This is a genomic window from Streptomyces catenulae (assembly GCF_000718015.1).
Taxonomy (GTDB): domain Bacteria; phylum Actinomycetota; class Actinomycetes; order Streptomycetales; family Streptomycetaceae; genus Streptomyces; species Streptomyces catenulae.
In genome coordinates this window covers 13245-39265 of record NZ_JODY01000020.1, presented here as the reverse complement: position 1 = coordinate 39265, position 26021 = coordinate 13245, and the positions used below count along the sequence as shown (strand labels likewise).

Genomic DNA, 26021 nt, shown 5'->3' with positions numbered 1-26021 from the left:
CTGGCCGGGCACACCTGGCCGAGGCCCGTAGCACGGTCCTGGAACCAGGTCAGCGACTCCGGCGTGGGACGGACGGGTTGACCAGCGGCTTGGACCGGAGGGCAGGTGCGGGGCTGCCCGGCCGGTTCCGTGCTGAGGGTGCTGTACGGCTGCGGGCGGCCATGACCCGAAGGTCAGTGGCCGTCCGCGGGAAGCGTGCGCGTTCGACGGCCCGCGCGACTGCGGTACGGCGTACATCGAGCGGGGTCGGAGCCCGAGGCACAGGGGGAGCTACGGGAGTCAGCGTGACCAGGTCCTCCAACTCCCGGTTGATCTGGTGCCGTTCACGGATGGCCGGGGCCGCGCCGGCCATTTCGGCCGCCGTCGCGGCGATCAGGTGGGACGGGGTGCGGGCGGTGAAGACCGCCTCCGCGCGTGTGCCCCAGCCCGGCGGGCCGGCCCACAGCGTGACGGTTTCGTCGTCCCAGCCGGACAGGCGGTTGTCGATCAGAACGCCCGCTTGCTCGTCAGGGGCGATGATCTCGACGGTTCCGTGCTCGGCCGCGCCGCGGGTCCAGCCGACATCGGTGAGCGGCTGGACGGAGTCGGCCCAGTGCGGTGACGGGTTCGCCAGAAAGCGTCCGTTGCCGTCGTAGGGGTCGGCTTCGGCGTAGTCGCGGGCCAGGGCGGTGGTGAGACCGGCGACGATCTCGGCCGGGGTGACATGGTTGAAGGTTGCCGTCCAGCGGGGTGGGGACACGGCATCCTCGGACGCGGTGATCTTCCACAACTCGAAGTCGTCGCCGAACCAGCCGATCCGGATCCTCTGGTCGGGCGAGGTGACGAGGAGCTGGCAGGGGCCCTCGTCGAGGTAGTGGTGGGGCCACTGGGCGACGGGTGCGAATCCGGCGTCGCCGGTTCCGTTGGAGCCAGCCAGGTACATCGGACTGACCAGTACCTGCTGGTGGGGATCTTGGGCGTGGGAGTGCTGGCTACTCATGATCGAGGCTCCGATGGTGCAGGGGGAGCGCGCGCGGAGCGGGTGGTCTGGCTGACTGCACGCGGGCGCCGCAGAGAAGTTCGAGGGACGTGGTCAGTTCTCGGAGTCACCCGGTTCACCGGCCGCGAGCGGGCTTCGACAGGGCGGTGATCGCTGCCGGTACCCGCGGTTGTGGCTGCGGTGCGTGGCTGAACAGAGCACTCGGCGCGGCAGTGCATCGGCGCAGGGCCGCCGCGGTGCGGGGTCCGTCCGGCCTCTGCGGTACGGACGGCTGGGTCCGAGCAGCTGCCGCGATGGGTGCAGGGGCCGAGTACTTCTGTGCGGCGACGGGACTACTCCAGTGCTCGACGGCTGTGTAAACGGGGCCCAGCGCCCGTCCGGCGTCGGTCAGGGAGTACGGGGCGCCATAACGCGGTCCGGCACGGGTGACCAGGCCATCGGCCTGAAGTCGGTTGAGCCGCTGCTGGGTGGTGACGAGGTCGAGCCCGGTGGCTTCGGCGACGTGGCTCAGCCGCGCGGCGCCCGCATCGAGGGCCTGGACCACGGCGGTCGAGTGCCGCAGGTGCAGGCGTCGCACCGCGTCCTCGACTCGCTCGGCGCCAGCCGTATCGCCGAGCGACAGGTTGCTCTGGGACCAGTCCGAAAGGGCGGCGTGTACCTGGGACAGTGATCCGCCGAAGGCACTGAGCTGGTACGGAGCCCCATGGCGACCGTCGACCCGGGTGACGAGTCCATCCGCGTGCATCTGGGCCAGCCGCTTGCCGACGAGCTGCTCGCGGATGAAGGGGAGCTGGACGGCGACGTCACGTACACGCATGGGGCGGCCCTGCTCCGCCAGGGTCTGAACCGACCAGTTGGTCCACTTCGGCGCTATCAGAGACAGGGCATCCTCGACACGCTGGGCATCGACCGTGCCGATCGAGGCGGGGGAGGGCTGTGAGGGGGTGTACATGGCGACGTTCTTTCTGCGGGGTACAGCGGGAACGGGATTGCTGGTTGACCGTGCTGGTTGCGGGGCGACGGAGGAGCGACGGCGTCACCGGGAACCACCGTGAAGGTGGCGAACAGGCGGGAAGTGCCGCCTTGCGCCGTCGTGGAGCCGGCCGATATCGGGCTGCTGGTCAGCGGCACCGTAGGGGGCTCATTCGGCGGCTTCCATCCGGGCAAGCAGTGAACGGACCAGCGTAGGAAGGCTGTTGGGCTCGTCGCTGACCGCTACGTGGTCGGTGGCCTCACCGCGGATGTGTCCGGCATCTTCGAGGAGGCCGCTGGAGATCTCCCTGCAGGCGTCGGTGATGCGGGAGGCCGCGAGCAGCGAGGCGGAGAGGGCGAAGTCGAACTCGCTGTCCTGCTCCTCATCGACGGGTGGCGTCGAAATCGGGGCCGAGGCGTCCCCAGGGATGCCGAAGTGGGCGCAGATCTGGTCGACCGAGGCGGTCAGCTCGGCGAGGGACTCGGTGAGCCACCCCAGCGCGGAGGCGTACGAAGCCAAGGTGAAGAGGCCCGCCGGTGTGGCGGGGACCAGGTCTTCGGCCACGAAGCTTTCGAGCCGGTCGGTTAGCTCGCCGATGACCCGGGGGCCGGCGGAGAGCGCGCCCAGCACGGGGTGCAGGTAGGAGCGGCTGGCGGCTGGGGACTCGGCAGTGAGCATCCCGGAGACGCTGTGCGCGGCCTCGGTGAGGAGCCCCGCCAGCTCGGCTCGGGTCGGAACAGTGCGGTCGGTGGTCATCGCTGGAGAGCCTTTCGGGGGTCGGTAGTGGGTCGGACTGCTGTTGGCGACGTCGCCGGGATCGCCGTCGGCCGGTCGGCCGCGTGGGGAGAACGAGACCGAGCGGCCCGCAAACGCGCCTCGGTTGCCGGTCCCTTCTCGGCGGCCTGGCGGACGCCGGCGCGTAGCTGGGCCGAGTGGTAGACCTCGTAGTCCTTCCGGCTACCGGCGGCGACGAGGTAGATCTCGCGCTGATGATTCGAGGTGGGTGGGGCCGGCCGGAACTGGATGACCATCCGGTAGGAGACGGACGGGTCGACGTAGATCTTGTGGAACCCCGCCAGACGGCCCTTGAGCGGCAGGCAATCGTCGCTGCCGTGCACCAAGTTCTGCAGCTCCAATAGAGCCAAATCACGGATTCGATCGGGGAGTTGGCGAAGATCCTCGATAGCGTCGGGGTGTGCAGCGAAGGCGAAGCGGGCGCGACTCACATCGACCTCCCAGGGCCCGGTCGCCGCGCCGTTCCCGCCGACGGCGCGTTGCGGGCATCAAGGCCGGCCTGCGGTGTCGCGGAGGCACCAGCTGACCGGGTGAGGGCGGCGCGGGTCCGGAGAGCGACGGCGTCACCGCGGTATTCCGGCGGCTGCGGCAGCGGGCCGCTGCGGTCGTCCAGCCACTGCCCGGCCGCGTCCTCGTCGGCGAAGGCACCCTCGCGCAGCGTGTACGTGTGTGAGTCGAAGTCTCCTTCTTCGAGGAAGACGCGAATCGGCGCCTCAGCAGCGCTGGAGTCGCGGGTCACCGTCCACGTCTCGCACGGGTCGAAGTCCGAGGTGGAACTGTCGAGGACCTCGTACCGGTCGCCGGACGCGCGGATCCTTTCCTCCACCCGCGCCGTGAGGTCGTCGGCGGGCTTCATGAAGTCGCCACCGACCTGAGCCCGCTCGGGTGGGCAACCGCGCTCGATCAGCCAGTTCTGGGCGAAGGGCACGCTGGAGTGGTACGCGGACTCGACTGTGAACGTCTTCTCGTTCACATCCCGCGCGACCACGATCGCCTGAATCTGGGGCGCGCCGGGCGCACCCCAGGTGGCCGAGCCGTCGTGAGCGAGGACGAAGCTGTGGGCCCCCGTGGGGGTGGTGTGGTGCTCGGCCAGGATGGTGAGGTCACCGGCCCAGAACCGCTGCTCCGCGTACTCGGATTCCGCGTCGGCGGGCTCGAAGTCGTCGAGGTTGAAGTCGAGGTCGTTGCTCATGCGGCCAGCCCCAGCTGCTCGGGCGCGGGCGTGGTCAGCACGCGGTGGTTGGGGCGGGTCGGGCTGGTGGTACACGCGGCGAAGGGGCCGTCGGGGGCGCGGAGGTGGGCCAGGGTCTGGTCCAGGTGATCTCGGTGCCACGTCGAAGGGCCGGACAGGCCGGCCTCGATGTCGGTGAGTTGCTGCCAGGCGAGCCAGAGGCCATGGAGCCGGGCGACGGCCTCGGGGTGTTCGTGCCACTGCGCGCACCATGGGCGGTTCGTGCTGATCTCCCGGCCGTACACAGGGAGGAGTACGTAGTTCACCCAGTCGCTGAGAGAGGCGAGTTCGGCGGCGTACGCCTCACCGCCCAGCGCGAGGATGAACACCGAGGCGGGGTCGCCCTCGCCGGCCCCGGGCTCCGGGGCCGGCGAGCTGTCGGTCGGTTCGGTGGCGGTGGTGTCGGGCGCGGGCTCGGAGCCCAGGCGGTCGAGGATGACGCCGTGCTGCCGGACCTCGGCCATGGTCTTGGCGAGGGTGCTGGCGAGGTCGTCGAGATCGCCGTCAGGTACGCGGAACGGTTCTTCGGGGCCGGGCGTGGCCGTGCTGTTGTCGGGCATGGGCGTGCTCCCTCTGCGGTCGGTGGCAGGGAGAGGGTCCGGAAAAACCGCGATTTGGTCCGGCCGGGGAAATCCGGTAGTAGGCGCTGTGCAGCGGGAACATCGGGGGAAAGGTGGTGCGAGCAACTGCACTGCCCGGCTCGCCTGTTGAGGTACGACACCGTTGCCGAGGGCGGTGAGCTGAGCCGGTCGTCCGAGCCCCGGGGTGGCGGTGACCCAGCCGGGGTCCAGGCCCTGCATCCACTCCACGAACTCGGCGTGGAGCCGTCCGGCCGCGTCGGTGGGTGGCGGCACGGGACGGGTGAGCCTCTCCCATCGGGCGATGGCTCCTGCGTACGCTCCCCATCGCTGGGCTGCTCCCCGGTTTCCGGAGCTGATTCCGTCCAGAGCGATAGAACCGCTACGGGCGGAGGGGGCGCCTGCCCGGTCGGTGTTCCGGGGCTTCCGGCCCGCGGCGGGGGAAGGGGCGATGCCGCCGCGCTCGGCAAGGTCAAGTCCCCGTTGCCGTGCCGTTGGTTGGGTGAGCCCTTGGTTCCGTCCGTCGCCTTCGGCGTCGGACGGAACCATTCGATCTCGTCGGCCAGGTTCGGGCCGTGGCCCCCGCTCTTCCTCTTCGCGGGGTGCTGCGATCCGCCGTTCTTCGCGAGGTTGCTGGTCGGTGTCTTGAGGAGGGTGTTCGGAGGGCCAGGCGGCGAGGAAGATCCGCTCGCGGCGGTGCGGGGCTCCGACGTCGGAGGCGCGAAGCACGAGCCACCTTGTGTCGTACCGGAGGTCGGCCAGGGAGCCGAGTACGGCACCGAGTGCCCGCACAGGAGGCTGACCTGGGGTGTTTCCCAGACACCACGGGCAGGGTTCCACGTCGCCAGGGGAACCGGCGGGTGAGGTGAGGAGGCCGCGCACATTCTCGATCACCACCAGGCAGGGGCGGAGGGCTTCGACCGCACGGGCGACGTGCAGCCACAGCCCGGAACGGGTGTCGGGGGAAAGTCCGACCCGGCGGCCGGCGACCGAGACGTCTTTGACAGGGGAAGCCCGCCGTCAGGACGCACACCCGGGGAACGGAGGACCAGTCGACGGTCGTGATGTCGCCGAGGTTGGGGACGCCGGGCCAGTGGCGGGCCAGGATGCGCGAGGTGTTCGGATCGACCTCGGCGTGCCAGGCCACAGTGCCGCCGAGAGCGGCCTGCACCCCCAGGTCGAGGCCGCCGTACCCCGAGCAGAGCGATCCGATCAGCGCAGGACGCGCGAGGGCGGTGTTCATCGTCGGCTCCGAGCGGTTCGGGCTGCGGGATCTGCTGATACCGCGGGGGTGGGCGCGGGAGGTGAAGCGGACGCTGCGATGGTGGATCGGCGTCGGGCGGCCTGGAGACGCGCGGACGAAGGGGAAACCCCTTGTGCTGCGATGTGAAGAGAGGTGGCGGCATCGTGGAGAGCGCGGTCCGCTGTTTCGAGGGACTCGCCCATGACCTGCATGGCTGCTTCTCGCGCATCCCGGGCATCGGGCTGGTCGCGGAGGTGCTCGGTCAGGTCCAGCAAGGAGAGCTGGTGTGCCACCGATCCGAGAGCGGATGCCGCCTCGCCCGCAGGTAGCACGGCGCCGGCGAAGCCGTCGATGACCCGCGATGTGTGCGCCTCCCGGTTGCTTTCGGCGGCGCGAAAGAAGACGTCGTTACCCAAGTCGGTAATGAGCTTGCCGAGTTCAGAAATCTGCCTGGCGACGGAGACGCCATCAGGTGAGCGGTGAGGGTCTCCCTCGACCGGGAGCTTGCCGCGCTGGGCGTCGAAGGCAGAGGCCATGGTACGCAGCGCCAGAGCGTCGGTGACGCGGGTGTTGGTCATGGGGGTTCCTTATGGAGAGGACGAACGGTGGGGACGAAAGGGGGCAGCCTTGGCTGCGAGAGGGCGGTCGTACGGAGGCCGGGCCAGGTGTGAGGCCGAGCCGGGCCCGGGGCCGCGAGACGGGGTGCTGCGCGCGAGGGCGGCGTGCACCTGCGCGGGTGGGGGTGGCCGGTTCGAAGAAGTCGCCTCCGGCGCCGCTGGAGCTGACCGGTTGTTCGCGGATCGCCAGCGGGTACGGACATCGTCGAGCGGCGCGAGCGCGTGCAGGGCGTGATTGATCAGCCGCCCGGGTGCCAGGGCCTCGTTCTCCGCCAAGGCGCGGACGGCGCGTGCGGAGGTGGCTGCCGTGCGGGTGACCGAGGAGCGCATCACCTGTTCCCCGAGCCACTCCGCGCTTCCGGAACTCCCGCTGTCGCAGAGGGTGGTGAGCTGGTCGCCGGAGAGCGTGCCGTCGGCCAGCAGGCCGCGTCGTTGGGCTTCCCAGAGCAGCGTGATGCGGTCGATGGGTTCGCCGCGGTGGTGGAGCGCGCCGAGGCAGCGGTAGAGCTGGCCGTGGGTCGGGTCGGTGAAGTCGCCCGGTCGCAGCCAGTCGACGACCTCGTCCATGGCGTTCGGCTGCTCGACGAGGACAGCTAGAAGGAATCGCTCGTCCTCGGCGGCGCGGTCGGCCCGGACCGGCGGCGCGACCGGGGTGGTGGCCGACGGAGTAGCTGGCGCGACCGGGTGCGGTTCTGTTCCCCACCGCCGTGCGAGATCGCCGAGTACCCCGGTGAGAACGTCGGCGTGGTGCAGGGCTTCCTCGACGTCGCCCCGCAGGGCGTCGGCACGTGCTGCTTGGTGGAGGCGGACCGCGTTTTCGGTGATGGTGCGGTGGATCGCGCCCTCCAGCACCATGCGGCCGTACACCGGAGCGTGTGCGGGGCGCGGGCAGGACTGGATCAGGGTGTGGGCGTACGACGAGGCCAGCCCCCGAACGTGGCGGTCGGCCTCGGCGACCGCATCGGTCACCCACGACAGCGGCACGGGCTGCTCGTCCAGCGCGGGGTGGCCGTCGTCGCGGAGCGTGCGCAGCGCGGCGAACAGTGCGCGGTGGACGGGGCGGGAGAAGTGATCCGGTGCGAGCCAGTCCAGGTACGAGAGCTGGCCCGGATCGAGCAGAACGGCACCGAGTACCGCCTGCTCCGCGGTCACCAGCGGGTTCATCGCCGTCCCCTGGCACTGGGGGTGTCGGCCCCGCTCCGGCGGGCATGGAGGGCGGTGACCGCCCGGTCGGCCGCCGCCATCGCCTGGGAGAACCCGTTCAGCGTGCTGGTGAACGCGGGGTCGGTGACGGGAAACGCTCCGGGACCGCTGACCCACCACCACCGACCGTCGCGCAGGAGGACCGGCGCGTGAGCGAGCCGCTCGGGGCGCGGCGTGAGCGTGCTCATGCCGACAGCCCGAAGTCGTCGCGGCTGTGGGTCTTCACGATGGCTCGTTCGGTGATGGCCTTCGTCGCACGGGCCGAGGCCGGGCCGATCACCTTGGCGCAGGGTTCCTTGTACCAGGGGCGGAGGTTGAGCATGGCGATGCGGATGCCGGTGGCCAGGAGCAACGCCTTGCCCTTGGGCAGGGCCCGGATCGCGTCGGGAGGCAGGACCCGCTCGGTGCGCATGCTCACGGAGGTGGACTTGCCGCTGTCGCTGTCCGAGACGGAGACAGTCTGTACGTCGTGGTCGCCCACCTGCCTGCTGAGACGGTCGGCGAAGTCCGGGTCGTCGATCCCGGAGCCGACGATTTTGATGGTGGCGGCGGACCAGAGGGCGTCCATGCCGGCTTCGCCCCAGCACCGCTGGCCTTGCCGGTAGGACTGCAAGATCGTCATCGGGATGACGCCGCGCGAGCCGAGGTGGCTGTACAGGTCGGGGAGATCGCTGATCCGGCATACGTTGGCGGCCTCGTCGAGGACGCACAGGGCGGGCGGGTCGAGCCGCCCTCCGGAGCGTTCGGCGGCGACGACGGCCGCGCGCATCACCGCGTCGGCTGCCGCGGCGATGATCGCCGAGGCGCTGCCGCCGCCGTCCTTGCTGAGGAGGAACAAGGTGTCGCGGGACGTGGCGAAGGCGGAGGGCTTGAACTCGGGGAGATCCTTGCTCGGCGTGACCCACGCGGCGACATCCGGGTCGAGCAGGCAGCTCGCGTACTGCCGACTCGTCTCATAAATGCCGTCGCGGGTTTCGGTGGCGCCGGAGACGGTGCCCTGGAGCTGGGCGGCGACCGCATGGTGGCCGGCATCGGTGAGCAGGTCCACCGGGGTCCGGTCGGACGGAGTGGCGAGCCAGGCGAGGACGTCGGTGATCGGCCGCCGGTGGCTCGCGGCGGCCAGGAACAGTGCGCCGAGCGTGTTGCTCGCGGCGGTGGACCAGAAGTCCGAGCCGCTCGACTCGTCCACGCTGGCGGTGACGAAGTGCTTGGCCAAACGTTTCGCCCCGGCCAGGTCGCGGGCGTCGGCCAGGATGTCCCACCACATCTGGCGCGGATGGTGGGCGATCTGCTGCGGGTCGAGCGTCCAGACCGTGCCGACCTCGGCGCGGGCGTCGACCGTCGAGGTGAACGCGTCAGCCGCCGCCTTGTTCGAGGTGAGCAATGCCGGCCCGGGGGCGGAGAGGATCGCGGGGATCGCCAGAGCGGAGGTCTTGCCGCTGCGTGGCGCCATGATCGCGACGATCACGTCCTCCCAGGAGGCGCGGATCTCGGCACGGCCCGGCGAGAGCGTCCCGACGAGGACGCCGCGGTCGGCCGGCGCGACCTCTTTTCCACTCCCTGCCGCTCAGGCTCGGCCGCAGGCTCTGGGCCTTGGTGGCGATTTCCTTGCCCGTCAGCGGGGCGAGGTCCGCCTTGCGGGCGAGGCCGGTCTTCGCACCGCCACGCATCCGCATCCACAGAAGGAAGCCGACGACGGCGAGACCGATGGACATCAGAGCGGGAATGATCCGTGTGCCGATCAACAGGGCGGTGGAGCCCAGGTGCGGCCACAGGCCGTCGGGGTGCAGCAGGGCATCGACGACCCTGAAGTCCACCCAATCTCCGCTTCCGAAGAGGGAGTTGGTGATGTTCCCTGATGTCCAGGCCAGGGAGCCGAAGGTGAAGGCGGTGCCGAGGACACCGAAGAGGAGATAGAGGAGCGCGTCGACCCCGGTGGTGGCCGAGGGCGCGCTGGTACGCGGGGCGGGCATGCTGGGTCCTGGGTGAGCGCAGGCGGGTCGGGGGTGGGGCGCGGGGCGCTCTTCTGCTGGTCATCGAGGCGACTCCTGTTCGGGAAGGAAGCTGGTGGTCCGGTTCACCGTGTCCGCGGTCCGGGGGCCTGTGGCGGGTGTACGGCAGGGGCGGCGCCCCCGGCGCCGGGGGTCGGGGAGACCTTGGCCTTGGCCGCTGCCGGTGAGGAGGAGAGGGCGGCACTTCGGGAGTCAGGGGGCGGCGCAGAGCGCGCCCGAGTCTCGACCCGGGCCTGCTGCGCGGAATTGATACGGCCCAACGCGGCCTCGTATTCGACGAGTTCCGATTGTGCTGCGCTGACGAGTTCGGCGGCGACGCCGAATTGGTCGGCGACCCGGTACACGCTGTCGTCGAGATCGTTGATCTGCTCGCCTGCCGCTTCCAGTGCCTCCCGGGCGCGTTCCAGCGCGCCGTGTTCGGGATGCAGGAGGTGGTCGACCGCGTGTCGAAGGTCCTCACCGTTCTCGGCGGACCTGATCTGGTCGGTGATGCGAAGGAGTTCCGCCCCGGCGGTGTACGGCCCGAGCGGACGTGCAGGGGTGGCCATCCGTGTGGCGTCGAGTCGGTGGTCGAGGTCGACGTCGTAGCGGGCGGCGTGGAGCATTTCGGCTGCGTGGGTGGCGATGGCCACGCGTTCAGCGACGGGTGTGGTGGTGGGGAGACGGTGGCGTCGGCCGTACCAGTCCTCGATCTGCTGGAACCCGGCGTGCGTGAGGAGCGTGGCGGAGACGTCGTCATCGGCGCCCTTCGCCGTGACGCTGCCGCTGGGCTCGGCGGTGATGGTGATGGAGGGGCGGGGCACGTGGCTCTCCTGTGTGAGGTGTGCGGGGCGAGGGCTGGTGCCCGGCTGAGGTGGGCACCAGCAGGTCAGAAGTAGGGGTTTTCGGTCGGCCGGTCTGCCGTGGTGGCGGCGTGGAGCAGCTCGGTGAGGTCGTCGGGTTCGGAGAATCGCTGGTCGATCCACCACCCGGCACGGGTGAGGGTGCGGGCGGTCTCCTCGATCTCGGCCCACTCCGTCTCGTCGGTCTCCCCTTCGAGAACCAGGGCGGTGTAGGCGGCGGCCAGGACCTGGTGACGGCAGCGCACGCCCCAGGCGACGGCTCGCCCGGTCCCCTCCAGCGGGGGCATCCGGTACTGCTGCGACCAGGCTTCGGACGCGGCCTGCTCTTCGGCCCGCTTGGCCTTCAACCAGGCCGCCTTTTCCTGTTCGTCGTCTTCCTTGGAGGCCCGCCAGCAGTCGGTGCACTCCTGCTTGGCGAGCCATCCGGCGAAGCCCGCGCGGCGGTCGGCCGCCCGGTCGGACAAGTCGCGCTCGGCCGAGTGGCCGCAGGAGTGGGCGATCTGCCAGATGGTCTTCACGGCCATGGGAACTGCTCCTTACGGAAGAGGTCAGCGGGTGCGGGAGAAGGTGATGCGCGGGTCGACCGGCCCTCCGGCCGCAGCGGAGACGGCGGGGGCGGGAACCGGTGGCTTGCCCGGGAGGCCGGTGCGGGCCGGGCTGGCGGCGAGCGCGGCAGCGCCGAGAGGGGATGCGTGGGCAGTGGATTCCTGACCGCGCTCGTGGCGGGCCGCGGGCGCAGGTGAGCGGCGCGCTGATACGTCCCGGGCGAGAAGAGGCTGTACGGCTACCTGGAGGCCGGACCGGTGCATCGACACCGTGGCATCGGCGACCTTCTCCAGGGCCTCGCTGCGGCCGAGGGCAGCGGGCAGCGTGTAGATGTCCAGATCCGGGCTGTGCCGCCAGCCGTGCTCTTCCAGGACGCGTCGGCCGCCGAGCGCGGAGGAGTGGTCGCCGGTGGCCGCGACGACGCCGAGCTGCGGATGCTCGGCGAACGCGACGTCGGGCTCCGCCCGCGGGGCCCGGTCACGGACGAAGGCCGCGCCGGAGCCCAGGGCGGGCTCGAACGCCGCGTCCGCGTCGACCTGGTAGCCGGCCTTGCGCAGCAGCGCCACGGCCCGGGTGGCACGGGCCTGCCCGTCGTGCTGCTGGTCAGCCAGTGCGTACAGCGTCGGGCGGTCCGGGACGGGGTGGAAGTCGAGCCGTTCCAGCATCCAGGTGCCGGCGGCGAGTTGTTTCGGGTTCGTGGCGACGATGCCGAAGTCGGGGTGGTGGCCGACGGCGATGTCGGGCAGCGGCTCTTGAGCGGGGGTGGGCATGGCAGATCCATCCGGTGCAGGCTCGGGGAAGGGGTGCGGAGGCCGGGGTGGTTCTGCTGGTGCGGGGCATGTCGTGCTCCGAGGCGGGGATGCGGTCGACGACCGGGGCGGGTAGGGAGGTGGTGTTCCACGAGGATGCGGCGATCGGCGGATTTGGCCTCGCCGGAAGTCGGTGCTAGAGCGTCAGCGGGAGCGACGCGGGGAAGCCGGGTGCGCCGTGGGCGGCGCCGGAGGAATCGTGGGCGGCGCCGGGCGGGTGCCGGTCGTGGACCGTGCGCGGGCTGCCTGGGCACGGTCGGGTGACGCGGAGCGATCTTGATCGGCCCGGGTCACCAGATAGTCGGCCGCCTGAGCCAGCGCCGCGCCTTGGTACGACAGCTCGTCGGCGTAGTGCCACCCTTCGCCGTTGCGGACCTGCCGAGCTTCGTCGGCGTAGAGTTCTCGCGAGCCGGGCTGTGAGGCGTCCATGAGGGCCATGACCTGCTCCCACTCCTCGTGGAGCCGACCCGCCTGTTCCAGCGTGGTGTCGATGCCGTGCAGTCGGCGGAGGTCTTTACTGATCGGCCCCTCGGCGTAGTCGGCGTCCCGGGCGGTGGCGCGGACGCTGGCCAGCACCTCGGGGCCGTGGTCGAGGAAGACCTCGACGTGTTTCCACGCTTCGGCGTCGCGTGCGACCTTGCCGGCCTCGTAGCCCTTCTCGTCGATGGGCCAGCCGACGTCGTCGCAGAAGGAGTCCGAGACCGCGTCCCAGGCATCGGATGCTCGCCGGATGCCCGCAGCGGCGGCGGCCAGCGCAGGAACGTGCTGCCGCCACGCCAAGGGGTCTGAAGCCGTCTCCATCTGCTCCTCACGGAACCCGGACGACGACGAGGGGGAATTGATCATGGTTCTCGCTTTTCGGTGTTGCTGCTCACCAGGAACGGGCGGTGAGTGGTGACGGGGAGGGCCTGGACTAGGAGGCCATGCGGGCGTCGGTGTCGAACAGTTCGCGTTCGGCCGGGTGCAGGAGGTGCTGGGTGATGAAGGACCGGCCTGCGACCCTCCACAGGCCCCGGCCCTTGGTGAGGGCGGACACGGCCTGGGTCTCGACGCCGGTCAGGCCGAGCAGGGAAGCGGCGGCGGCGAGCTGGTCGGGTTCTTGGCGGTAGATGATCCGGGTGGAGCAGTCGGCCAGCAGTCCCTCGGCCAGTACCCGGCCGCGGGAGCCGGCATCGCCCGCGCTGAGCAGGTCGGAGAGGCGGTGGATGATCATCAGGTTCGCGATGCCGAGCCCTCGGCTGAGCTTCCACTGCGACTGCATGCGCTCCAGCAGGCCGACGTGCCGCATCACCCGCCAGGCTTCGTCGTAGATCACCCAGCGCCGTCCGCCGTCAGGGTCGGCGAGGGCGCTCTCCATCCACGCCGAGGCGCAGGTCATGGCCAGGACCAGGGCGGTGTCGTCACCGGCGCCGCCGAGGCGGGAGAGGTCGATGGACAGCATCGGGGCGGTCGGGTCGAACGACACCGTCGACGGGGCGTCGAACATCCCGCTCAGGTCGCCGTGCACGAGCCGGCGCAGGGCGTGCGCGAGGTCCTGCGCGGCGGACCCCATACGTCCGGCCTGGCCGCCGAGGGCGCGGTCGAGGCGTTCGGGCGAGCCGAGGGTGTGCGCGATGTTGCCGAGCAGCGGCACCGTGCCGCCGGCTTCGGCTTCGGTGACGACGAGGTCGAGGGCGAGATCCAGTGCGGTGTGCTCCATCGGCTGGAGATCGCGCTTGAGCACGGTGCGTGCCAGGCCGGCCAGGAGCAGCAGGCGCCGCTTGCGGACCTCGGCCGACCAGTCCTCCTCGCTCACCGAGGGGGGCCGGGCCGGAGCGTCCAGGGGGTTCAACCGGCCCGGCAGCCCCGGGCCCAGGGCGATGCTGTGGCCGCCGAGGGCCTGCGCGACGGCCGTCCACTCAGCTTTGGGGTCGGAGGGGACGTAGATCCGGTAGCCGTGGGCGATGGCCCGGGTGGCGATGGACTTGGCGAGCGCGGACTTGCCCATGCCGATGATCCCGGCCAGGACGGCGTTCGGATTGGTGAAGCCCTCGACCCGTCCGCTGCTGTACAGCGAGAACGGGTCGTAGCAGAACGCCGCCTCGGCGTGCACGTCCCGGCCGATGAAGATGCCGTCCGCGCCCAGGCCACCCTCGGCGAGGAACGGGTAGGCCCCGGACACGGTGGCGGTGGTCATCCGGTGGGCGGGCAGGCGCAGCTTGCCGCCGCGGGCGGAGGAAAGGCCAGGGCGCCCAGCCGGCGGGTACGTCGGACGAAGTTCCGGATCCCGGATTTGTCCGGCGCGGTGGCGGGGCGGGGCTCCGGCGAGACGGGCCTGGCGGCGGGCCTCGGCGAAACCGGTACGGGCGGCACGCTGCTGGGCACGGGAGGCCCTGCGGGGGACGAACAGGTGAGAGGCACTGGCGCGGGGGCGGGGCATGAGCGTTTCTCCGGAAAGGGGGGTGGTTCAGCGGCGGGTGAGGCCGGTGAACGGTGCGTGCAGGTCGGCCGGGGTGGTGCGGCGGCGCACCAGGTGCGCGGTGCGCTGGTGGCGCTGGCAGATGGTCAGCTCGGGCGCCCCCTCGGGCAGCCCGGCCCGGCACGCCTCGGGTTCTGGTACCTCGCCGGAGTCCGGCCGCGGCGCCGCGTGGTAGGTGGCGTGGACGTGGTCGGCGGCCTGCCAGATGCGGGTGCGGGCGGTCCGGAGCTGGTCGCCTTCGGCCGGGATGAGCTGTCCGGTACGCCTGGTATGGGCGTCGAGCACGGCGTGCAGCGCGACGAGGTGGGCGTGCAGGGCGTCCAGCTCGGCGCGGGTGGTGACGAGGGGCCCGGCAGGGATGTTGAGGGCGCGGTGGAAGTCGAGCGCGGCGGTCGCGAAGGGGACGAAGTCCTGCGCGGTTGGGCTGGTGGTGCGGGACATGAGGGTGCTCTCTCGGAGGTGTGGGGGCCGAGGTCAGGCGGCGAGGGCGAGCGGCAGGGCGGCGGCGGTGAACGCTTCGGCCTGCTGCCAGGTGAGCGGCCGCAGATCGATCTGGGCGCCGACGGCCGCGGTCTCCACGACCGCGCACGCGGAACGGAGTTCCTCCTCGGAGTCGGCCGAGACGGTCAGCAGACCGGTCAGGGCGACATCCGCGTGGCCCGAGATGAGCTGCCGTTCACGGGACTTGATGTCCTGGTACTCGACCGAGTCCGCCTCGGAATCGACCTGGCCGCGCCGGGCCCGCTCGGCGGCGTCGGCGATCACACTGGCCTTCTTGCGCTGCACATCGCGCAGGGCGGCGTCCAAGTCCTTCGGCTCGTACGACAGTGACAGGGTCCGCCGGACCCCGGCCGTGAACAGGACCTGGTGGAGGAAGCCCGCCGACGTCTCGGTCCGGGGCCAGTTCTCCACCCAGTACGTGGCGTGGACGGCCGAGTCGGTCGCGATGTGGTCCGCCTTCTCGACGACCACGACCGGCCCGGCAGCAGCAGGATCGGCCTCGGGGCGCCCGGTGGGGGACCAACGGTCCAGCGCAGAGAGGGCCTTGGGGTCGTACGCGGTGCGCACGACGGCGGCGATCTCGCGGGCGGTCAGCCATCCGGTGGGGTTGAGTCCGGCGGTCCGGGCGGCCTGGTCGAACGTCGACGTCAACTGCGCCAGCACGCTGAAGCTGCCGTTCAGGCCGCCGCCGGCCTGGTTGATCAGACGTCGCGCGGCCTTGGTGTCCAGCGAGATCGCGACGTACGCCTCGTGGGGAGCCGCCGCAGGCCCCGCGCTCTGGATCAGCTCACCGTAGAGCGCCCCGGCCACCGGGGCGTCGGGGTAGCCGTTCTCCTCCCAGTACCGGCGCAGCGCGTCGCCGGAGTCCGGGACGGTGCGTTCGATCACCTGGATCCGGGCGATCTGGCCGGTGCGGGCGAGCGCGGCCAGCGCGCGGCCCCAGCCGCTGACGTTGGCGTTCTGCGTCCCCGGATCGAGCAGTGCGTAGGCGCGGGAGGACACCTTGACGACGGCGGTCAGCGTACCGGTGTGCGGGTTGTGGACCGCGCCGTACCGGCCGGCGGGGGCGGTGATCACCCGCAGGCTGGCCGCGGTCCCGGGCAGATGAAGAAGTCCTTCGCGGACCGGACGGCGGGAGGGCCGGGTGAGCCAGAGGAGCTGCCCCCGCATCCGGCGAAGGGCATAACGGGCGACGATTGGCGCCCACTCGGCCAGAGCCCGGCCGCGGTAGCGGAAGAAGACGAACAGCGCCGTGGCCGCCCACAGCGGGATGAGCTGGAGAGCACCGGTCACCCCGCGCGTGAGGATCACGGCGAACAGGAGGAGACCAACGGCGCCCACGGTGATCAGCTGCGGGGCGGTCAGGCCGAGCAGGATGCCGCGCCTGCTGCGGTGGGGGAACTTCACGGTGGCCGTGACGGCTTCGGCCGAGGGCTTGTCAGACATGGCGATTCCAGAGGAGGGGAGCGGGTGGAGGTGGGGGAGTAGGGCGCTCTTCTGGAGGGCACAGCGGTCTCCGTTTCCGGTGGTCGGCTGAGGGAGGGGCGGGCTGCGGGGCACAGCCCGCCCCTGTTGTGGTGGTCAGGCGCCCGGAGGCGGCTGCTTGGGGAACACCCAGTTCGTCGGCGTCGGCGAACCGGCCGCCGACGGACCAGCGGAAGCCGGCGGCGGCCCGGCAGGTGACGCCGCACCCACCCGCGTCATGCTGCCGACCGGCGCCGAGGCACCGGCGGGAATACCCGAATCGTCGGCGGGGCCTACATCGGAGACTCCCGCGTCGGCTTCGCCGGGCCGGGTGATCAGTGCGGGGATGCCGGGGCGCTGGATGCGGGCCCGTCCCTTGTCGCCGGAGGCGTTCGGGTCTTCGCCGTAGCGGAAGCTGGTCCGGGCCTTGGGCGGACCGGCGTCGATCCCCTCCTTGCTGAGGCTCCCGCCCGCAGGGCTGATCCCGGAGGCGACCCCGTCGGCACCTGTGCCGGGGACCTGGTTCGGCCCCTGCGGAGCGGGCGTACCGGTCCCGGCCTGCACGGCCAGGGTGCCCGCGGTCTTCGCGGCCCCGGCGGCGACCGCCAGGCCGGCGACTCCGGTGCGGTGCAGATCGTCCTGGCCGCCGCCGTCGCTCGCCCAGTGGACGAACTTGTAGGTGGCGTACGGGCACAGCAGCACCAGGACCATCACGACGAGGCCCGCCATCGCGTCGGACAGGGCGCTCATGCCGTCGTGCGCGTCGGACGCGCCCATGGCGGAGACACCGATCAGGAAGACCACGGTCATCAGGAGTTTCGAGACCACCAAGGTGGCGGTGGCCTCGATCCAGCCGCGCCGCCAACGTTTGGCGACGTCCCAGCCACCGCCGGCCCCGGCGAAGACGGCGAGCGCCACCATGATCAGCACGCCGACCTTCCGGGCGACCATCACGCCCCAGTACAAGAAGGCGCCGATCGCGCAGCCGAAGGCGATCAGGGTGGGCACGCCCCACCCGAAGCCGAACATCGCCCCCAAGGCGTTGACCTTGATCACGCGGCGGATCGCGTCGTCGACAGAGGTGTTGGCGGCGTGGAACAAGCCGTCGGACAGCGCGTCGACCACGGTGATGGCGACGGAGGTGAAGGCGATGGCGCAGAAGGAGAACAGGACACCGGTCATCGTGCCGATTGCGGCCTGGGCGAGGGCGCGTTCGTCCCGTCGCCAGGCCGCGAGCATCAGCTGGATGCAGAACGTGCCGACGGTCAGGGCGAGCCCGATGGGCAGCAGCAGCGCGTAGTTGTCCCGGAACCACCCGGCACCGAGGTTGATGGCGGTGGTCTGGTTGACGGCCTTGCTGGCGAGATCTGAGGCGGTGGCCGCCAGCTCGCCCGCCGACTTCGCGATCCACGCTCCGATGCCGTCGGTGACGGTCCCGGCCGGGTTGGTGGCGAAGTCGACGGCGCCGCACACCGAGTCCATCAGCGGGAGGTCGCAGACTCCCATGGCAATACCTCCTTTCCGGAGGAGAGGTCAGGGCGCGACGGACGGCATGACGCCGGCCAGCGCGCAGGGATGGTTCGGTCGGCACTGGACCGCGAGGGTGGCCACGCGGCTCTCCGCGCCGGCGGCGGGCGAGCCCTTCCAGGCGATCGACTGCTTTCCGGAGACCGTGACGGCGTAGACGGACGTACGAGTGATCGCTCCGGGGTCTGTCTTCAGGGCCTTGGTGAACGCGTCGGGAAAGTGGCCCTCGTGCACCGTGGCCGTGGCGAACTGCCTGTTGGCCGCCATCTCCTTCCACAGCACCGGCGAAGGGATGATCGCGTCGACGGACGCCCGGTCGGCGTACTGGGACTCCGGCGTCAGCCACCCGCGCAGCGCGGACACCAGCTCGCGCCGGGAGTACGCCCGGGTGTCGTAGGACCACAGAGCCGCCGCGGCAGCCTTCCCGAACGCGACCGGGTCACGGGTGGTCGGTGGGGCCGGGAGGGACTTGGGGCGTGTCCCGGGTGAGGAGGCCGTGGACGGTGAGGTGGTCGGAGCGGCTGAACTCGCATGTGCTGCCGCATCCTTGGACGGGCTCCGGCCGTCGCGGGTGAGATACGCGGTCAGTCCGGCGAGGGCGACGAGCACCACCAGGACGACGGCGCCGAGCAGCGCCCGACGGCGCACGCGAGATGCGCCGCCGGGGGCCCCGCTGCGGGAGGCAGAGGCGTGGGAACGTTTCGTCATGCTCAGTGGACCTGTGTTCCCAGCGTGCTGAAGAACGCGACCGTCCCGTTCGCGGCGCCCAGCAACAGCGCACAGCCCGCGCTGACCAGGACGCCCTTCTTGCCGTTGGCCTCGGCCTGGTGACCACCGGAATGGTGGCCCCAGGCCCAGACGCCCGCGCTGACGACGAGCGCCCCGACCACCGCGATGATCGCGAAGAGGGAGACAGAGCCCATCACCTGCTTGAGGACCGGCAGGCCGGGCAACCCGCCGCTGTTCGGCTTGATTCCGGGGTCGTAGGCAAGCTGGATGAGTGTGTCGGCGAGAACCACGACAAGAACTCCAGTTCGAATAAGGGCACGCTGAAGCCCGTGAGGGCGAAGCGGCGGTGAAAGAGGAGAGAGGAAGGGGAGGAGCGCCGGTCAGAGGACTCGGCGGGCCGCGAGGATCTGCGGCTTCCAGGACGCGAGGGTCGCGATGCGGACCACGTCACCGGTGTGCGGGGCGTTGACGATCAGACCCCGGCCGATGAACATCCCGACGTGCTCGGGGACCGCGGCCGTCCCCTCGGTGAAGAGAAGATCACCGGGCTCAAGAGCATCGGCCGAGACCGACTTGCCCTCCTTGACCTGCGTATACGTCGTCCGCGTCAGGGGCACCCCGGCGGCCTTGTACGCCTGCTGCATCAACGAGGAACAGTCGCACCGGCCCATGGGGTCGCCGCCGTGGGAATCGGTGCAACGCCCGCCCCACTGATACGGCGTGCCGAGCTGACCGAGCGCCCAGCGGATCGCCGTCCGGGCCTTTCGCGGAGCATCCGCCGGAATCTTGTACCCGGCCGGCACCGCGCCGGGCGGGATCGTCCCGAATCCGGTCCCGTCCCCGCCGGCAGTACAGCCGCCCGCGGCACCGGGCGCAGCGCTGTTCGCACCGTCCGAGCCGGACGGCGAAGGACTCGGCGCCGCGTCGCCCTTCGACAGCAGGGGGCCGATCGCCTTCTGCAGAGCGGTGGCCAACGGCTCCCACTTCGCGTACGCGTCGGGGAACCCGGACCGCTGCACCGCCTGCGCGGCCTGCGCCACGGAGAGCGACTCCCAGCCCGGCACCTTCTTCAGCCCCTCGTAGAACTTCGTCGAGGCGTGCACCGGGTCGAGGATCTGGTTCGCCGTCCCCCAGCCCTGCGACGGGCGCTGCTGGAACAGGCCCAGGCTGTCGCGGTCGCCGTACGACAGGTTCCGCAGGCCGCTCTCCTGCAGCGCGGTCGCCAGGGCCACAACCTGCCCACGGGCCGGGATACCCATCGCGACCCCGGTGGCCTGGATGGTCTTCGCGTTCGGCACCTGCTCGGACGGACGGCTCAATCCAGGAACGGAGACCGCCCCCTTACCGCCGCCGTCCAGGATCGCCTTCACCTGAGCGGCAACAGCCGAATCATCAACTCCCGGTGAACTACCGGTCGGGCAGGCGGCGGAGGCACTCCCGGCGCCGATGGCGAGGATCGGGACAGCCAGCAACAGCGGTGCGGTGGCGAAGAGCCCGACCGTGGCGGCGACGGTCTTCTTCATCGCCGCCGCCGTTCACCAGGGCGACCGCTCCGGACGGAGAACGGCGCCGGGCCGGGGCGTGGGCGTATCAGGACATGCTGCATCGCAGCGGCTCCTCGGTACTCGTAGGAGGCGCGGTGCCGACTTCTCGTGCAAAGCCGTCGGCACCGCGCCGATGTGAATCCGCCTCTCAGGACGGGCCCAGGTCAGGGGAGTTGGTAGCTCCCGGGCACCGGTATTAGGTCATGCGCGGCAGCCAGCCGCGCTCGTAATCTCAGGCGATACACAAGGTGCTCCTCACGAAGTCGATAACGGGGAGACGGGCTGCCCGAGCTGCGTACGAGACGCGAAAGCCCTGGTCAGCGCAGGTCAGCAGGGGGGAGCGGGGCTCCTTCCCGGTGACGAGGCGAGACAGTAGAACGGAATTCCGGCCGCACCAAACGACCCCCACGGCCGGCCCTGGAGCAGGGCACGGGCCGTTGGGCGCGGCCGGAAAACGCGGCTAACCTCCGGCGCACCCCGCTCGAAGCGACCGTCGTCCGGAGAGCGGGTCTACTTCCGCCATGCTCTGAAAGAGGCCCGCATGAGTTACACGCTGCACCGAGGCGACGCCCTCACCGTGCTGAAGAACCTGCCCGATGAGAGCGTCAACGCCGTCATCACCGACCCGCCGTACAACTCGGGCGGGCGCACCAGCTCGGACCGCACCGGCCGCACCGCACGCGCCAAGTACGTCACCAGCAACAGCGCCCACGACCTGGAGAACTTCCCCGGAGAAAACCGCGACCAGCGCAGCTACCGAAGCTGGCTGACCGCCCTGCTCACCGAGGCATACCGGGCGTCCACCGAGCACGCCGTCGCCGTCATCTTCTCGGACTGGCGCCAGGAGCCGACCACCTCCGACGCCCTGCAGATGGCTGGCTGGACCTGGAGCGGCACCATCCCGTGGATCAAGCCCGCCAGCCGCCCCCGCAAGGGCGGCTTCAAGCAGTCGGCCGAGTTCATCACCTGGGGCGTCAAGGGCACCCTCGACCGGAACCGCGACCTCTACCTCCCCGGCGACTTCACCGCATCCCAGCCCCGCAAGGGCCGCGTCCACATCACCCAGAAGCCCGTCGAGGTCATGCAGCAACTCGTCCAGATCTGCCCCGAAGGCGGCACCGTCCTCGACCCCTTCACCGGAAGCGGCACCACAGGCATCGCCGCACTACGCGAAGGCCGCAACTTCATCGGCGTCGAACTGGCCCCGCACTACGCCGACGTCGCCGAACAGCGCCTCCGTACCGAGCTGACGAAGGACGACTTCACCCTCGCCGGACCGGAGAACTGATCATGAGAACGAAGAACCCGGAACAGACGGGCCGCAGACCAAGAAGGGCGGCTGGAACATCGAGAAACCGATGTTCCAGCCGCCCTTCTGGATGTGTCAGGCCGCCTCGAACGCCCGCCGGATCAACGGAGCCGCCTTCTCAAGGTCCGCCGCCGAGACGAGACGCACCTCCAGGTCTCCCGTCCCGAGATGCCCGATGCCACGCATGTCCCGGGTGAAGCCCTCCTCGAGCACGACCGAGTCCGGGTCGAGTCTGAGATAGACCAGGATCGCCTCGTGCTTCGGACGGAAGATCACCGACGCCACGTTCACCAGCCGGCGGTAGGCGATGTAATGCCGCAGCGGCGCCACCTCGACCTCGCCCCACGCTGTGAGCGCCTCGTCGACCTCCGCGTACAAGTCCCGCAAGCACTCCGGAACGAGACAGACACTCGTCGCCGAAGGATTTTCCGGGGCAGCCGACGCGCTGTCGGCCGCTGCTTCCCGTTCCCGATTCCGGCGAGACGAAGAAGCGCTCGGGGAGCCCGGGGAGGAGTCGACGAGCAGCAGGCTCAGCAGGCTGCCCTCGAAGACGCGGTAAAGCACCAGGTCTATCCGCTCAGGCACCCGCTGCACGGCCACCCGGTCGTGGTGGGAGAAGCCAGCCGCGATGCAGACCATCCGCGGGCGACGCCAGTCGATCGACTCTGCGGCCTCCGCGCCGAGCACCTTCCGCACGAGCGCCTCGAACTCGTGGTGCGCGGAGTCCAGCCAGGACAGGTAGGAGACAGCCTGCGACAGCACCCCGCTGTCGGCACCCCTCTTGTACTCGATCACCACCGGACTACTGTTCTCGTCCAGGCCCAAGGTGTCGATCCGCCCCCGGTGCCACGGCCCGGTCGGGTACTCCGACGCCAGGAACCGGATACCGAGCATCGACTCCATCCCTGCCTCGATCCGACGCTGCAGTTCCACCTCCAACGCCACCGTCGACCCCTGAAGCTCCACGTCGCGGCCATCGACGCCCTGTCGGAACAGCATCAGATCGGTCATGCACATCCCCTCCCGTGACCAGCATCATGGAGGGCAATCGAGATGATCACGGTGGTATTCCCGATCGGGGCATTCACCTGGCCAGGAGCCGCATTCTTCTTCGGGCCAGGTGTGGGTGGAGAACTCGCCGAAGCGGCGGATGCGCTCGGTCAGGCGCGGCGAGATGTGCGCCAGGTCCTCGGGTTCGATGCCGTGGTCCTCGTCCTGGAGCTGGCGCACGATCTCGGCGATGTCCAGGATGTTGTGGAAGGCCACCACGTTTGTGAGCAGAGCGTCGAACTTCGCGGTCTTCTCCTGCTCGACGGGGTCTCGTCGGTGATGACACCGCCACTGCCGAACCCGATCCACTGGAAGAAGCCGTTGAACGCCTCAACGGTGTTCGTGGCAGCGGTCACTCGCCGACGCAGCGGGGCGTCCGAGACGGCTCTTCGAGGCGGCCTCGCTCCGCATCACCGCCTCGGCGATCTTTCGGGCCTTCGCCTTGGCGTATGACAGGCGCGTCCGCTGGCGCGCGGCGGTCCGCCGGCGTTCGCCGTACGGTTCGCAGCCTTCGCCACCGTGCCATCCGGCAACTTCGGGAAAGTACCCCATGCGCTGGTACGACTTCAGCGTGAGAAGCTGCGCCAAGAGGTGCTTGTCACAGTCCGTACGGGCCGCCGCCCATTCGACCTCGTCACGGCTCGGCGAGAAGGGCAGATGTCTCATGCACGGTGAGCGGCCGCTTGAACCGCGGATACGCGGTTCTCTCGATCGAGGTCACAGCCCATCCCACTCTCTCCTTGGCCAAGGACGGCCTCGGCAACGGCACCGGCAAGGCCACCGCGGGTTGACTCGCGGTGGTCGCCGACCCCTCAGTCCGGGACGCCGCGGGTCGTGAACCCGGTGGCGAGAACGTCGAGTCGGGTGAGCAGCGCCTCGGCGAGCGGGAAGCCGCGGTCGCTCTGCAGCCAGCGACTCAGCGCCGTCACGTACCCGTCGAAGAGCAGGTCGGCGATGGTCTGGGCGTCGAGGTCGGCGCGGATCTCGCCGTTGTGTCGGCCCCGGTCGACGGCGGCGACGAAGGCGCGGGGTGTGGCGCCCAGGTCGATCGCGCCGTGCAGCACTCCGCTGTCGTGCAACTCCTTGGCCAGGGCGTAGTCGCGCTCGTTGAGGTCCGCCAGGGTGCGCAGTTCGTCGGCCAGTGTCTCGATGGCGGGCCCCGGCTCGGTCGCGTCCACCGCGTCCGCCGCGTCGCGCCGGTCCAGGAGTTCGTGGCGCCGACGGACCCAGGTGATCACGAAGTCCTCTTTGCGGCGGAAGTGATTGAACGCCGTTTGGCGTCCCACGTCGGCGCGTTCGGCGATGTGGTCGTAGGTCGTGGCCGCGTACCCCTTGGCGGCGAACAGCTCCAGGGCTGCGGTCAGCAGCCGCTCGCGCGTCGCATCGCGGCGGCGCGTGCGCCGGTCGGTCGGCTCGTCCGGTTCCTCTGATGTAGTCGCGCTCACACCCTGAGTGTACTTGGATCCTTCGGCATACTGGAGTACATATTGGTACTGGAATCCAATCACGGCTCACGCGGAGGTCCCACGATGACCACTCCCTTCACCCTCGGTCTGCACGAGATCGGCGCGGACACCTACGCCTACCTGCAGCCCAACGGCACCTGGGGCTACAGCAACGCCGGCCTGGTCGTCTCCGGCGACCAGGCGCTGCTGGTCGACACCCTGTTCGACGTGCCGATGACCCGCACCATGCTCGAGGTGATCGCCCAGGCCCTGCCCGGCGTCACCATCAACACCGTGGTCAACACCCACAGTGACGGCGACCACTGGTGGGGCAACGAGCTGGTCGCCGACGCCACGATCATCGCCTCGGAGGCCGCCGCGAAGGTGATGCGCGAGGAGAACCTCCTCGACCTGCTCAACACGCCCCCGGCCAGCTTCCAGGTGCCGCCGATCGTGAACCACATGAGCGAGACCTTCGACTTCAAGTCGATCACCCCGACCCCGCCGAACCGCAGCTTCAGCGGCGAGCTGGAGGTCGCGGTGGGCGAGCGCACCGTCCGGCTGATCGAGGTCGGCCCGGCCCACACCCCCGGCGACGTCCTGATCCACGTGCCGGACGCCGGCGTGGTCTACACCGGCGACATCCTGTTCATCGGCGGCCACCCGGTTATCCACACCGGCCCGATCGCCCGCTGGATCGACGCGTGCAACCTGATCCTCGACCTGAACGCCGACACGATCGTCCCCGGCCACGGCCCGGTCATCGGCAAGGCCGAGGTCCGCGCCTTCCGCGACTACCTGGAGCGCCTGCGCGACCACGCCGTCCGCTCGCACCGGGCGGGCCTGACCGCCATGCAGGCCGCGCAGACCTTGGACATGGCCGGCTTCGCCAACTGGGACGACCCCGACCGCATCGTCCTCAACATCGGCGCCGTCTACCGCGAGCTGGACAACGAGCCGCACGAAGCGCACAGCGAGATGGCCCTGATGGGCTGCATGCACACCTACACCGCCACCACCACCTACCCCGCCCCGACCGAGCCCCGCATAGCGCCGCGCTCCCGCGCCGAGATGGCCGCCCTGTCCACCCGCCTGGAAGGCATCCCGGCAAAGCTGCTCGCCGACGACGGCGACAGCCCGCTGGCCGGCCGCCCGGTGCTCAACGTCCTGGCCACCATCGGCAACAACCCCGACCTGATGGTCGCACTGGCCCCCCTGCTCGCCCAGCTCGCCATGGGCGAGATCCCGGGCCGGGAACGGGAACTGGCGATCCTGCGGGTCGCGCACCGCACCGGCTCCGCCTACGAGTGGGAGCACCACATCCGCATCGGCGCCGCCGCCGGGCTCACCGAGGCCGAGATCGCCCGCGTCCCGCTCGATGTGAACGAGGCGGACTGGAGCGACGCCGACCGTGCGCTGCTGCGGGCCGTCGACGAGTTGGTCGCCGACCAGATCGTGTCCGCGATCACCTGGCAGGGCCTGGCCGCCCACTACTCCACCGCGCAGCTGATCGAGCTGCTCGCGCTGGTCGGCACCTACACGACGATCGCCGGCATCCTCAAGACCTGCCGTGTCCAGCTCGACGACTGGGTCACCGAGCCCGCGACCGGCAACGCCGCTTGACACCGACAGCTTCCGCTCCGGCCCAGGTCCGGATGGCCGGTCGACTCACAACCAACCAGCGGAGAATCCCTGACCCAGGTCACCGGGGTGACTTGAACCCTTGCCGTGGCGGCCGCTCTTCGGGAAGTCCTTTCCTTGCAGCCTCCTTGTAGTGGTAGAGGGGAGCTGAAATTTCCCTTACCAGGAAATCGCGGCCGCGCCAAACCGTGCGCTCAACTGCATATTGGTACTGCCCAGGGGTTTCCTGGGTGGAAAATACCTCTGTCAGTGGGTTCTCATGGCTGTTCAATTCATGGATGTCAAGCAGACCGCCGAGTTTTTGAGTGTATCCGTTCAGTGGCTGTACCGGGAGGCTCCACGGACCGGTCTGGCATCTTACAAATTCGGAGTGGGGCGTAACGCGAAGATTCGCTTCAAGAGGTCGGAGGTTGAGGTGTGGGTCAGGCAACAAAGGATTTCTAAAACCTGATGCCTCTCGCCGTCGACTGGCACACATAAATGGGGCACCCCGCTTCTGAAGAGGAAGCGGGGTGCCCCATTTGC

General features: G+C 70.3%; 27 protein-coding genes and 3 pseudogenes. 3 read left to right on the top strand and 27 right to left on the bottom strand.

Features of this window, described 5'->3' with window-relative positions; translation table 11 throughout:
• Positions 1-49: 49 nt before the first annotated feature.
• From IF23_RS0118340 to IF23_RS0118230, 23 genes and pseudogenes are all read right to left on the bottom strand, one after another.
• Positions 50-979 carry an SPDY domain-containing protein gene (locus IF23_RS0118340; protein ID WP_030284968.1) on the bottom strand — a complete coding sequence of 310 codons (930 nt, stop codon included), beginning with the start codon at positions 977-979 and terminating at the stop codon, positions 50-52.
• A gap of 115 nt (positions 980-1094) precedes the next feature.
• Entirely contained in the window at positions 1095-1931 is an 837-nt protein-coding gene (locus IF23_RS0118335; RefSeq protein ID WP_030284966.1) for a winged helix-turn-helix transcriptional regulator, read from the bottom strand.
• A gap of 189 nt (positions 1932-2120) precedes the next feature.
• Entirely contained in the window at positions 2121-2708 is a 588-nt protein-coding gene (locus IF23_RS0118330) for a hypothetical protein (protein WP_030284964.1), read from the bottom strand.
• Positions 2705-3178 carry a hypothetical protein gene (locus tag IF23_RS0118325; protein WP_030284963.1) on the bottom strand — a complete coding sequence of 158 codons (474 nt, stop codon included), beginning with the start codon at positions 3176-3178 and terminating at the stop codon, positions 2705-2707. The genes IF23_RS0118330 and IF23_RS0118325 overlap by 4 nt, the downstream gene beginning before the upstream one ends.
• A complete protein-coding gene (locus IF23_RS0118320; RefSeq protein ID WP_030284961.1) occupies positions 3175-3939 on the bottom strand; it encodes a hypothetical protein in 765 nt (254 codons plus the stop codon). The genes IF23_RS0118325 and IF23_RS0118320 overlap by 4 nt, the downstream gene beginning before the upstream one ends.
• Positions 3936-4538 carry a DUF4913 domain-containing protein gene (locus IF23_RS0118315; protein ID WP_030284960.1) on the bottom strand — a complete coding sequence of 201 codons (603 nt, stop codon included), beginning with the start codon at positions 4536-4538 and terminating at the stop codon, positions 3936-3938. Before IF23_RS0118315 ends, IF23_RS0118320 begins: the two co-directional genes overlap by 4 nt.
• Positions 4539-5261: 723 nt before the next feature.
• Positions 5262-5504: pseudogene (locus IF23_RS35635) on the bottom strand (DNA cytosine methyltransferase); the annotation flags it as partial.
• 121 nt (positions 5505-5625) lie between these two features.
• Positions 5626-5799, bottom strand: a pseudogene (locus IF23_RS35630) (hypothetical protein); the annotation flags it as partial.
• A complete protein-coding gene (locus IF23_RS32760) occupies positions 5796-6377 on the bottom strand; it encodes a hypothetical protein (RefSeq protein WP_078654067.1) in 582 nt (193 codons plus the stop codon). The pseudogene IF23_RS35630 and the gene IF23_RS32760, both read right to left, overlap by 4 nt.
• A 9-nt stretch (positions 6378-6386) precedes the next feature.
• The gene (locus tag IF23_RS0118305; RefSeq protein WP_051739683.1) at positions 6387-7580 is read right to left on the bottom strand and encodes a DnaB-like helicase N-terminal domain-containing protein; all 1194 of its coding nucleotides are present in this window, start codon (positions 7578-7580) and stop codon (positions 6387-6389) included.
• On the bottom strand, positions 7577-7807 hold the full coding sequence (locus tag IF23_RS0118300; RefSeq protein ID WP_030284956.1) for a hypothetical protein: 231 nt from the start codon (positions 7805-7807) through the stop codon (positions 7577-7579). The genes IF23_RS0118305 and IF23_RS0118300 overlap by 4 nt, the downstream gene beginning before the upstream one ends.
• Positions 7804-9592, bottom strand: a pseudogene (locus IF23_RS0118295) (type IV secretory system conjugative DNA transfer family protein). Before IF23_RS0118295 ends, IF23_RS0118300 begins: the two are co-directional and overlap by 4 nt.
• 104 nt (positions 9593-9696) lie before the next feature.
• Positions 9697-10434: a hypothetical protein gene (locus tag IF23_RS0118285; RefSeq protein WP_030284951.1), complete on the bottom strand. Its 738-nt coding sequence runs from the start codon at positions 10432-10434 to the stop codon at positions 9697-9699.
• A gap of 65 nt (positions 10435-10499) precedes the next feature.
• A complete protein-coding gene (locus IF23_RS0118280; RefSeq protein ID WP_030284950.1) occupies positions 10500-10997 on the bottom strand; it encodes a hypothetical protein in 498 nt (165 codons plus the stop codon).
• Between the two features lie 24 nt (positions 10998-11021).
• Positions 11022-11789 carry a hypothetical protein gene (locus IF23_RS0118275; RefSeq protein ID WP_030284948.1) on the bottom strand — a complete coding sequence of 256 codons (768 nt, stop codon included), beginning with the start codon at positions 11787-11789 and terminating at the stop codon, positions 11022-11024.
• 183 nt (positions 11790-11972) lie between these two features.
• Entirely contained in the window at positions 11973-12629 is a 657-nt protein-coding gene (locus tag IF23_RS0118265; protein ID WP_211266173.1) for a hypothetical protein, read from the bottom strand.
• 112 nt (positions 12630-12741) lie between these two features.
• Positions 12742-14247, bottom strand: coding sequence for an ATP-binding protein (locus IF23_RS0118260; RefSeq protein ID WP_030284944.1), 1506 nt, complete (start codon positions 14245-14247; stop codon positions 12742-12744).
• 27 nt (positions 14248-14274) lie between these two features.
• Positions 14275-14727, bottom strand: a complete 453-nt coding sequence (locus tag IF23_RS0118255) for a DUF6238 family protein (protein WP_030284942.1) — start codon at positions 14725-14727, stop codon at positions 14275-14277.
• Positions 14728-14760: 33 nt separating this feature from the next.
• Complete coding sequence (locus IF23_RS0118250) at positions 14761-16233, bottom strand: SCO6880 family protein (RefSeq protein ID WP_030284940.1); 1473 nt, start codon at positions 16231-16233, stop codon at positions 14761-14763.
• 135 nt (positions 16234-16368) lie between these two features.
• Positions 16369-17757: an SCO6881 family protein gene (locus IF23_RS0118245; RefSeq protein WP_030284939.1), complete on the bottom strand. Its 1389-nt coding sequence runs from the start codon at positions 17755-17757 to the stop codon at positions 16369-16371.
• Positions 17758-17784: 27 nt separating this feature from the next.
• Positions 17785-18486, bottom strand: coding sequence for a hypothetical protein (locus IF23_RS0118240; protein WP_030284937.1), 702 nt, complete (start codon positions 18484-18486; stop codon positions 17785-17787).
• Between the two features lie 2 nt (positions 18487-18488).
• Positions 18489-18797: a DUF6112 family protein gene (locus tag IF23_RS0118235; RefSeq protein WP_030284936.1), complete on the bottom strand. Its 309-nt coding sequence runs from the start codon at positions 18795-18797 to the stop codon at positions 18489-18491.
• A gap of 90 nt (positions 18798-18887) precedes the next feature.
• Entirely contained in the window at positions 18888-20030 is a 1143-nt protein-coding gene (locus tag IF23_RS0118230; RefSeq protein ID WP_030284934.1) for a C40 family peptidase, read from the bottom strand.
• 562 nt (positions 20031-20592) lie between these two features.
• Between IF23_RS0118230 and IF23_RS0118225 the strand changes: the two genes are divergently transcribed.
• Complete coding sequence (locus IF23_RS0118225; protein WP_030284933.1) at positions 20593-21339, top strand: DNA-methyltransferase; 747 nt, start codon at positions 20593-20595, stop codon at positions 21337-21339.
• Positions 21340-21435: 96 nt separating this feature from the next.
• Here the strand turns inward: IF23_RS0118225 and IF23_RS0118220 are convergent, their stop codons facing one another.
• The 4 genes from IF23_RS0118220 to IF23_RS35015 form a co-directional block, all read right to left on the bottom strand.
• The gene (locus tag IF23_RS0118220; RefSeq protein ID WP_030284931.1) at positions 21436-22371 is read right to left on the bottom strand and encodes a DUF5655 domain-containing protein; all 936 of its coding nucleotides are present in this window, start codon (positions 22369-22371) and stop codon (positions 21436-21438) included.
• Positions 22372-22395: 24 nt separating this feature from the next.
• Positions 22396-22626 (bottom strand): Tn3 family transposase, encoded by a 231-nt coding sequence (locus IF23_RS35625; protein ID WP_425423853.1) that lies wholly within the window; start codon positions 22624-22626, stop codon positions 22396-22398.
• Between the two features lie 114 nt (positions 22627-22740).
• Positions 22741-23076 carry a DUF4158 domain-containing protein gene (locus IF23_RS35620; protein WP_157848029.1) on the bottom strand — a complete coding sequence of 112 codons (336 nt, stop codon included), beginning with the start codon at positions 23074-23076 and terminating at the stop codon, positions 22741-22743.
• A gap of 146 nt (positions 23077-23222) precedes the next feature.
• Complete coding sequence (locus IF23_RS35015; protein WP_051739681.1) at positions 23223-23855, bottom strand: TetR/AcrR family transcriptional regulator; 633 nt, start codon at positions 23853-23855, stop codon at positions 23223-23225.
• Between the two features lie 84 nt (positions 23856-23939).
• On the opposite strand from IF23_RS35015, the gene IF23_RS32120 reads away from it, so the two are divergent.
• Both IF23_RS32120 and IF23_RS35615 read left to right on the top strand, forming a co-directional pair.
• On the top strand, positions 23940-25478 hold the full coding sequence (locus IF23_RS32120; RefSeq protein ID WP_051739680.1) for an MBL fold metallo-hydrolase: 1539 nt from the start codon (positions 23940-23942) through the stop codon (positions 25476-25478).
• Between the two features lie 277 nt (positions 25479-25755).
• Complete coding sequence (locus IF23_RS35615; protein ID WP_078654065.1) at positions 25756-25947, top strand: helix-turn-helix domain-containing protein; 192 nt, start codon at positions 25756-25758, stop codon at positions 25945-25947.
• Positions 25948-26021 lie beyond the last annotated feature (74 nt).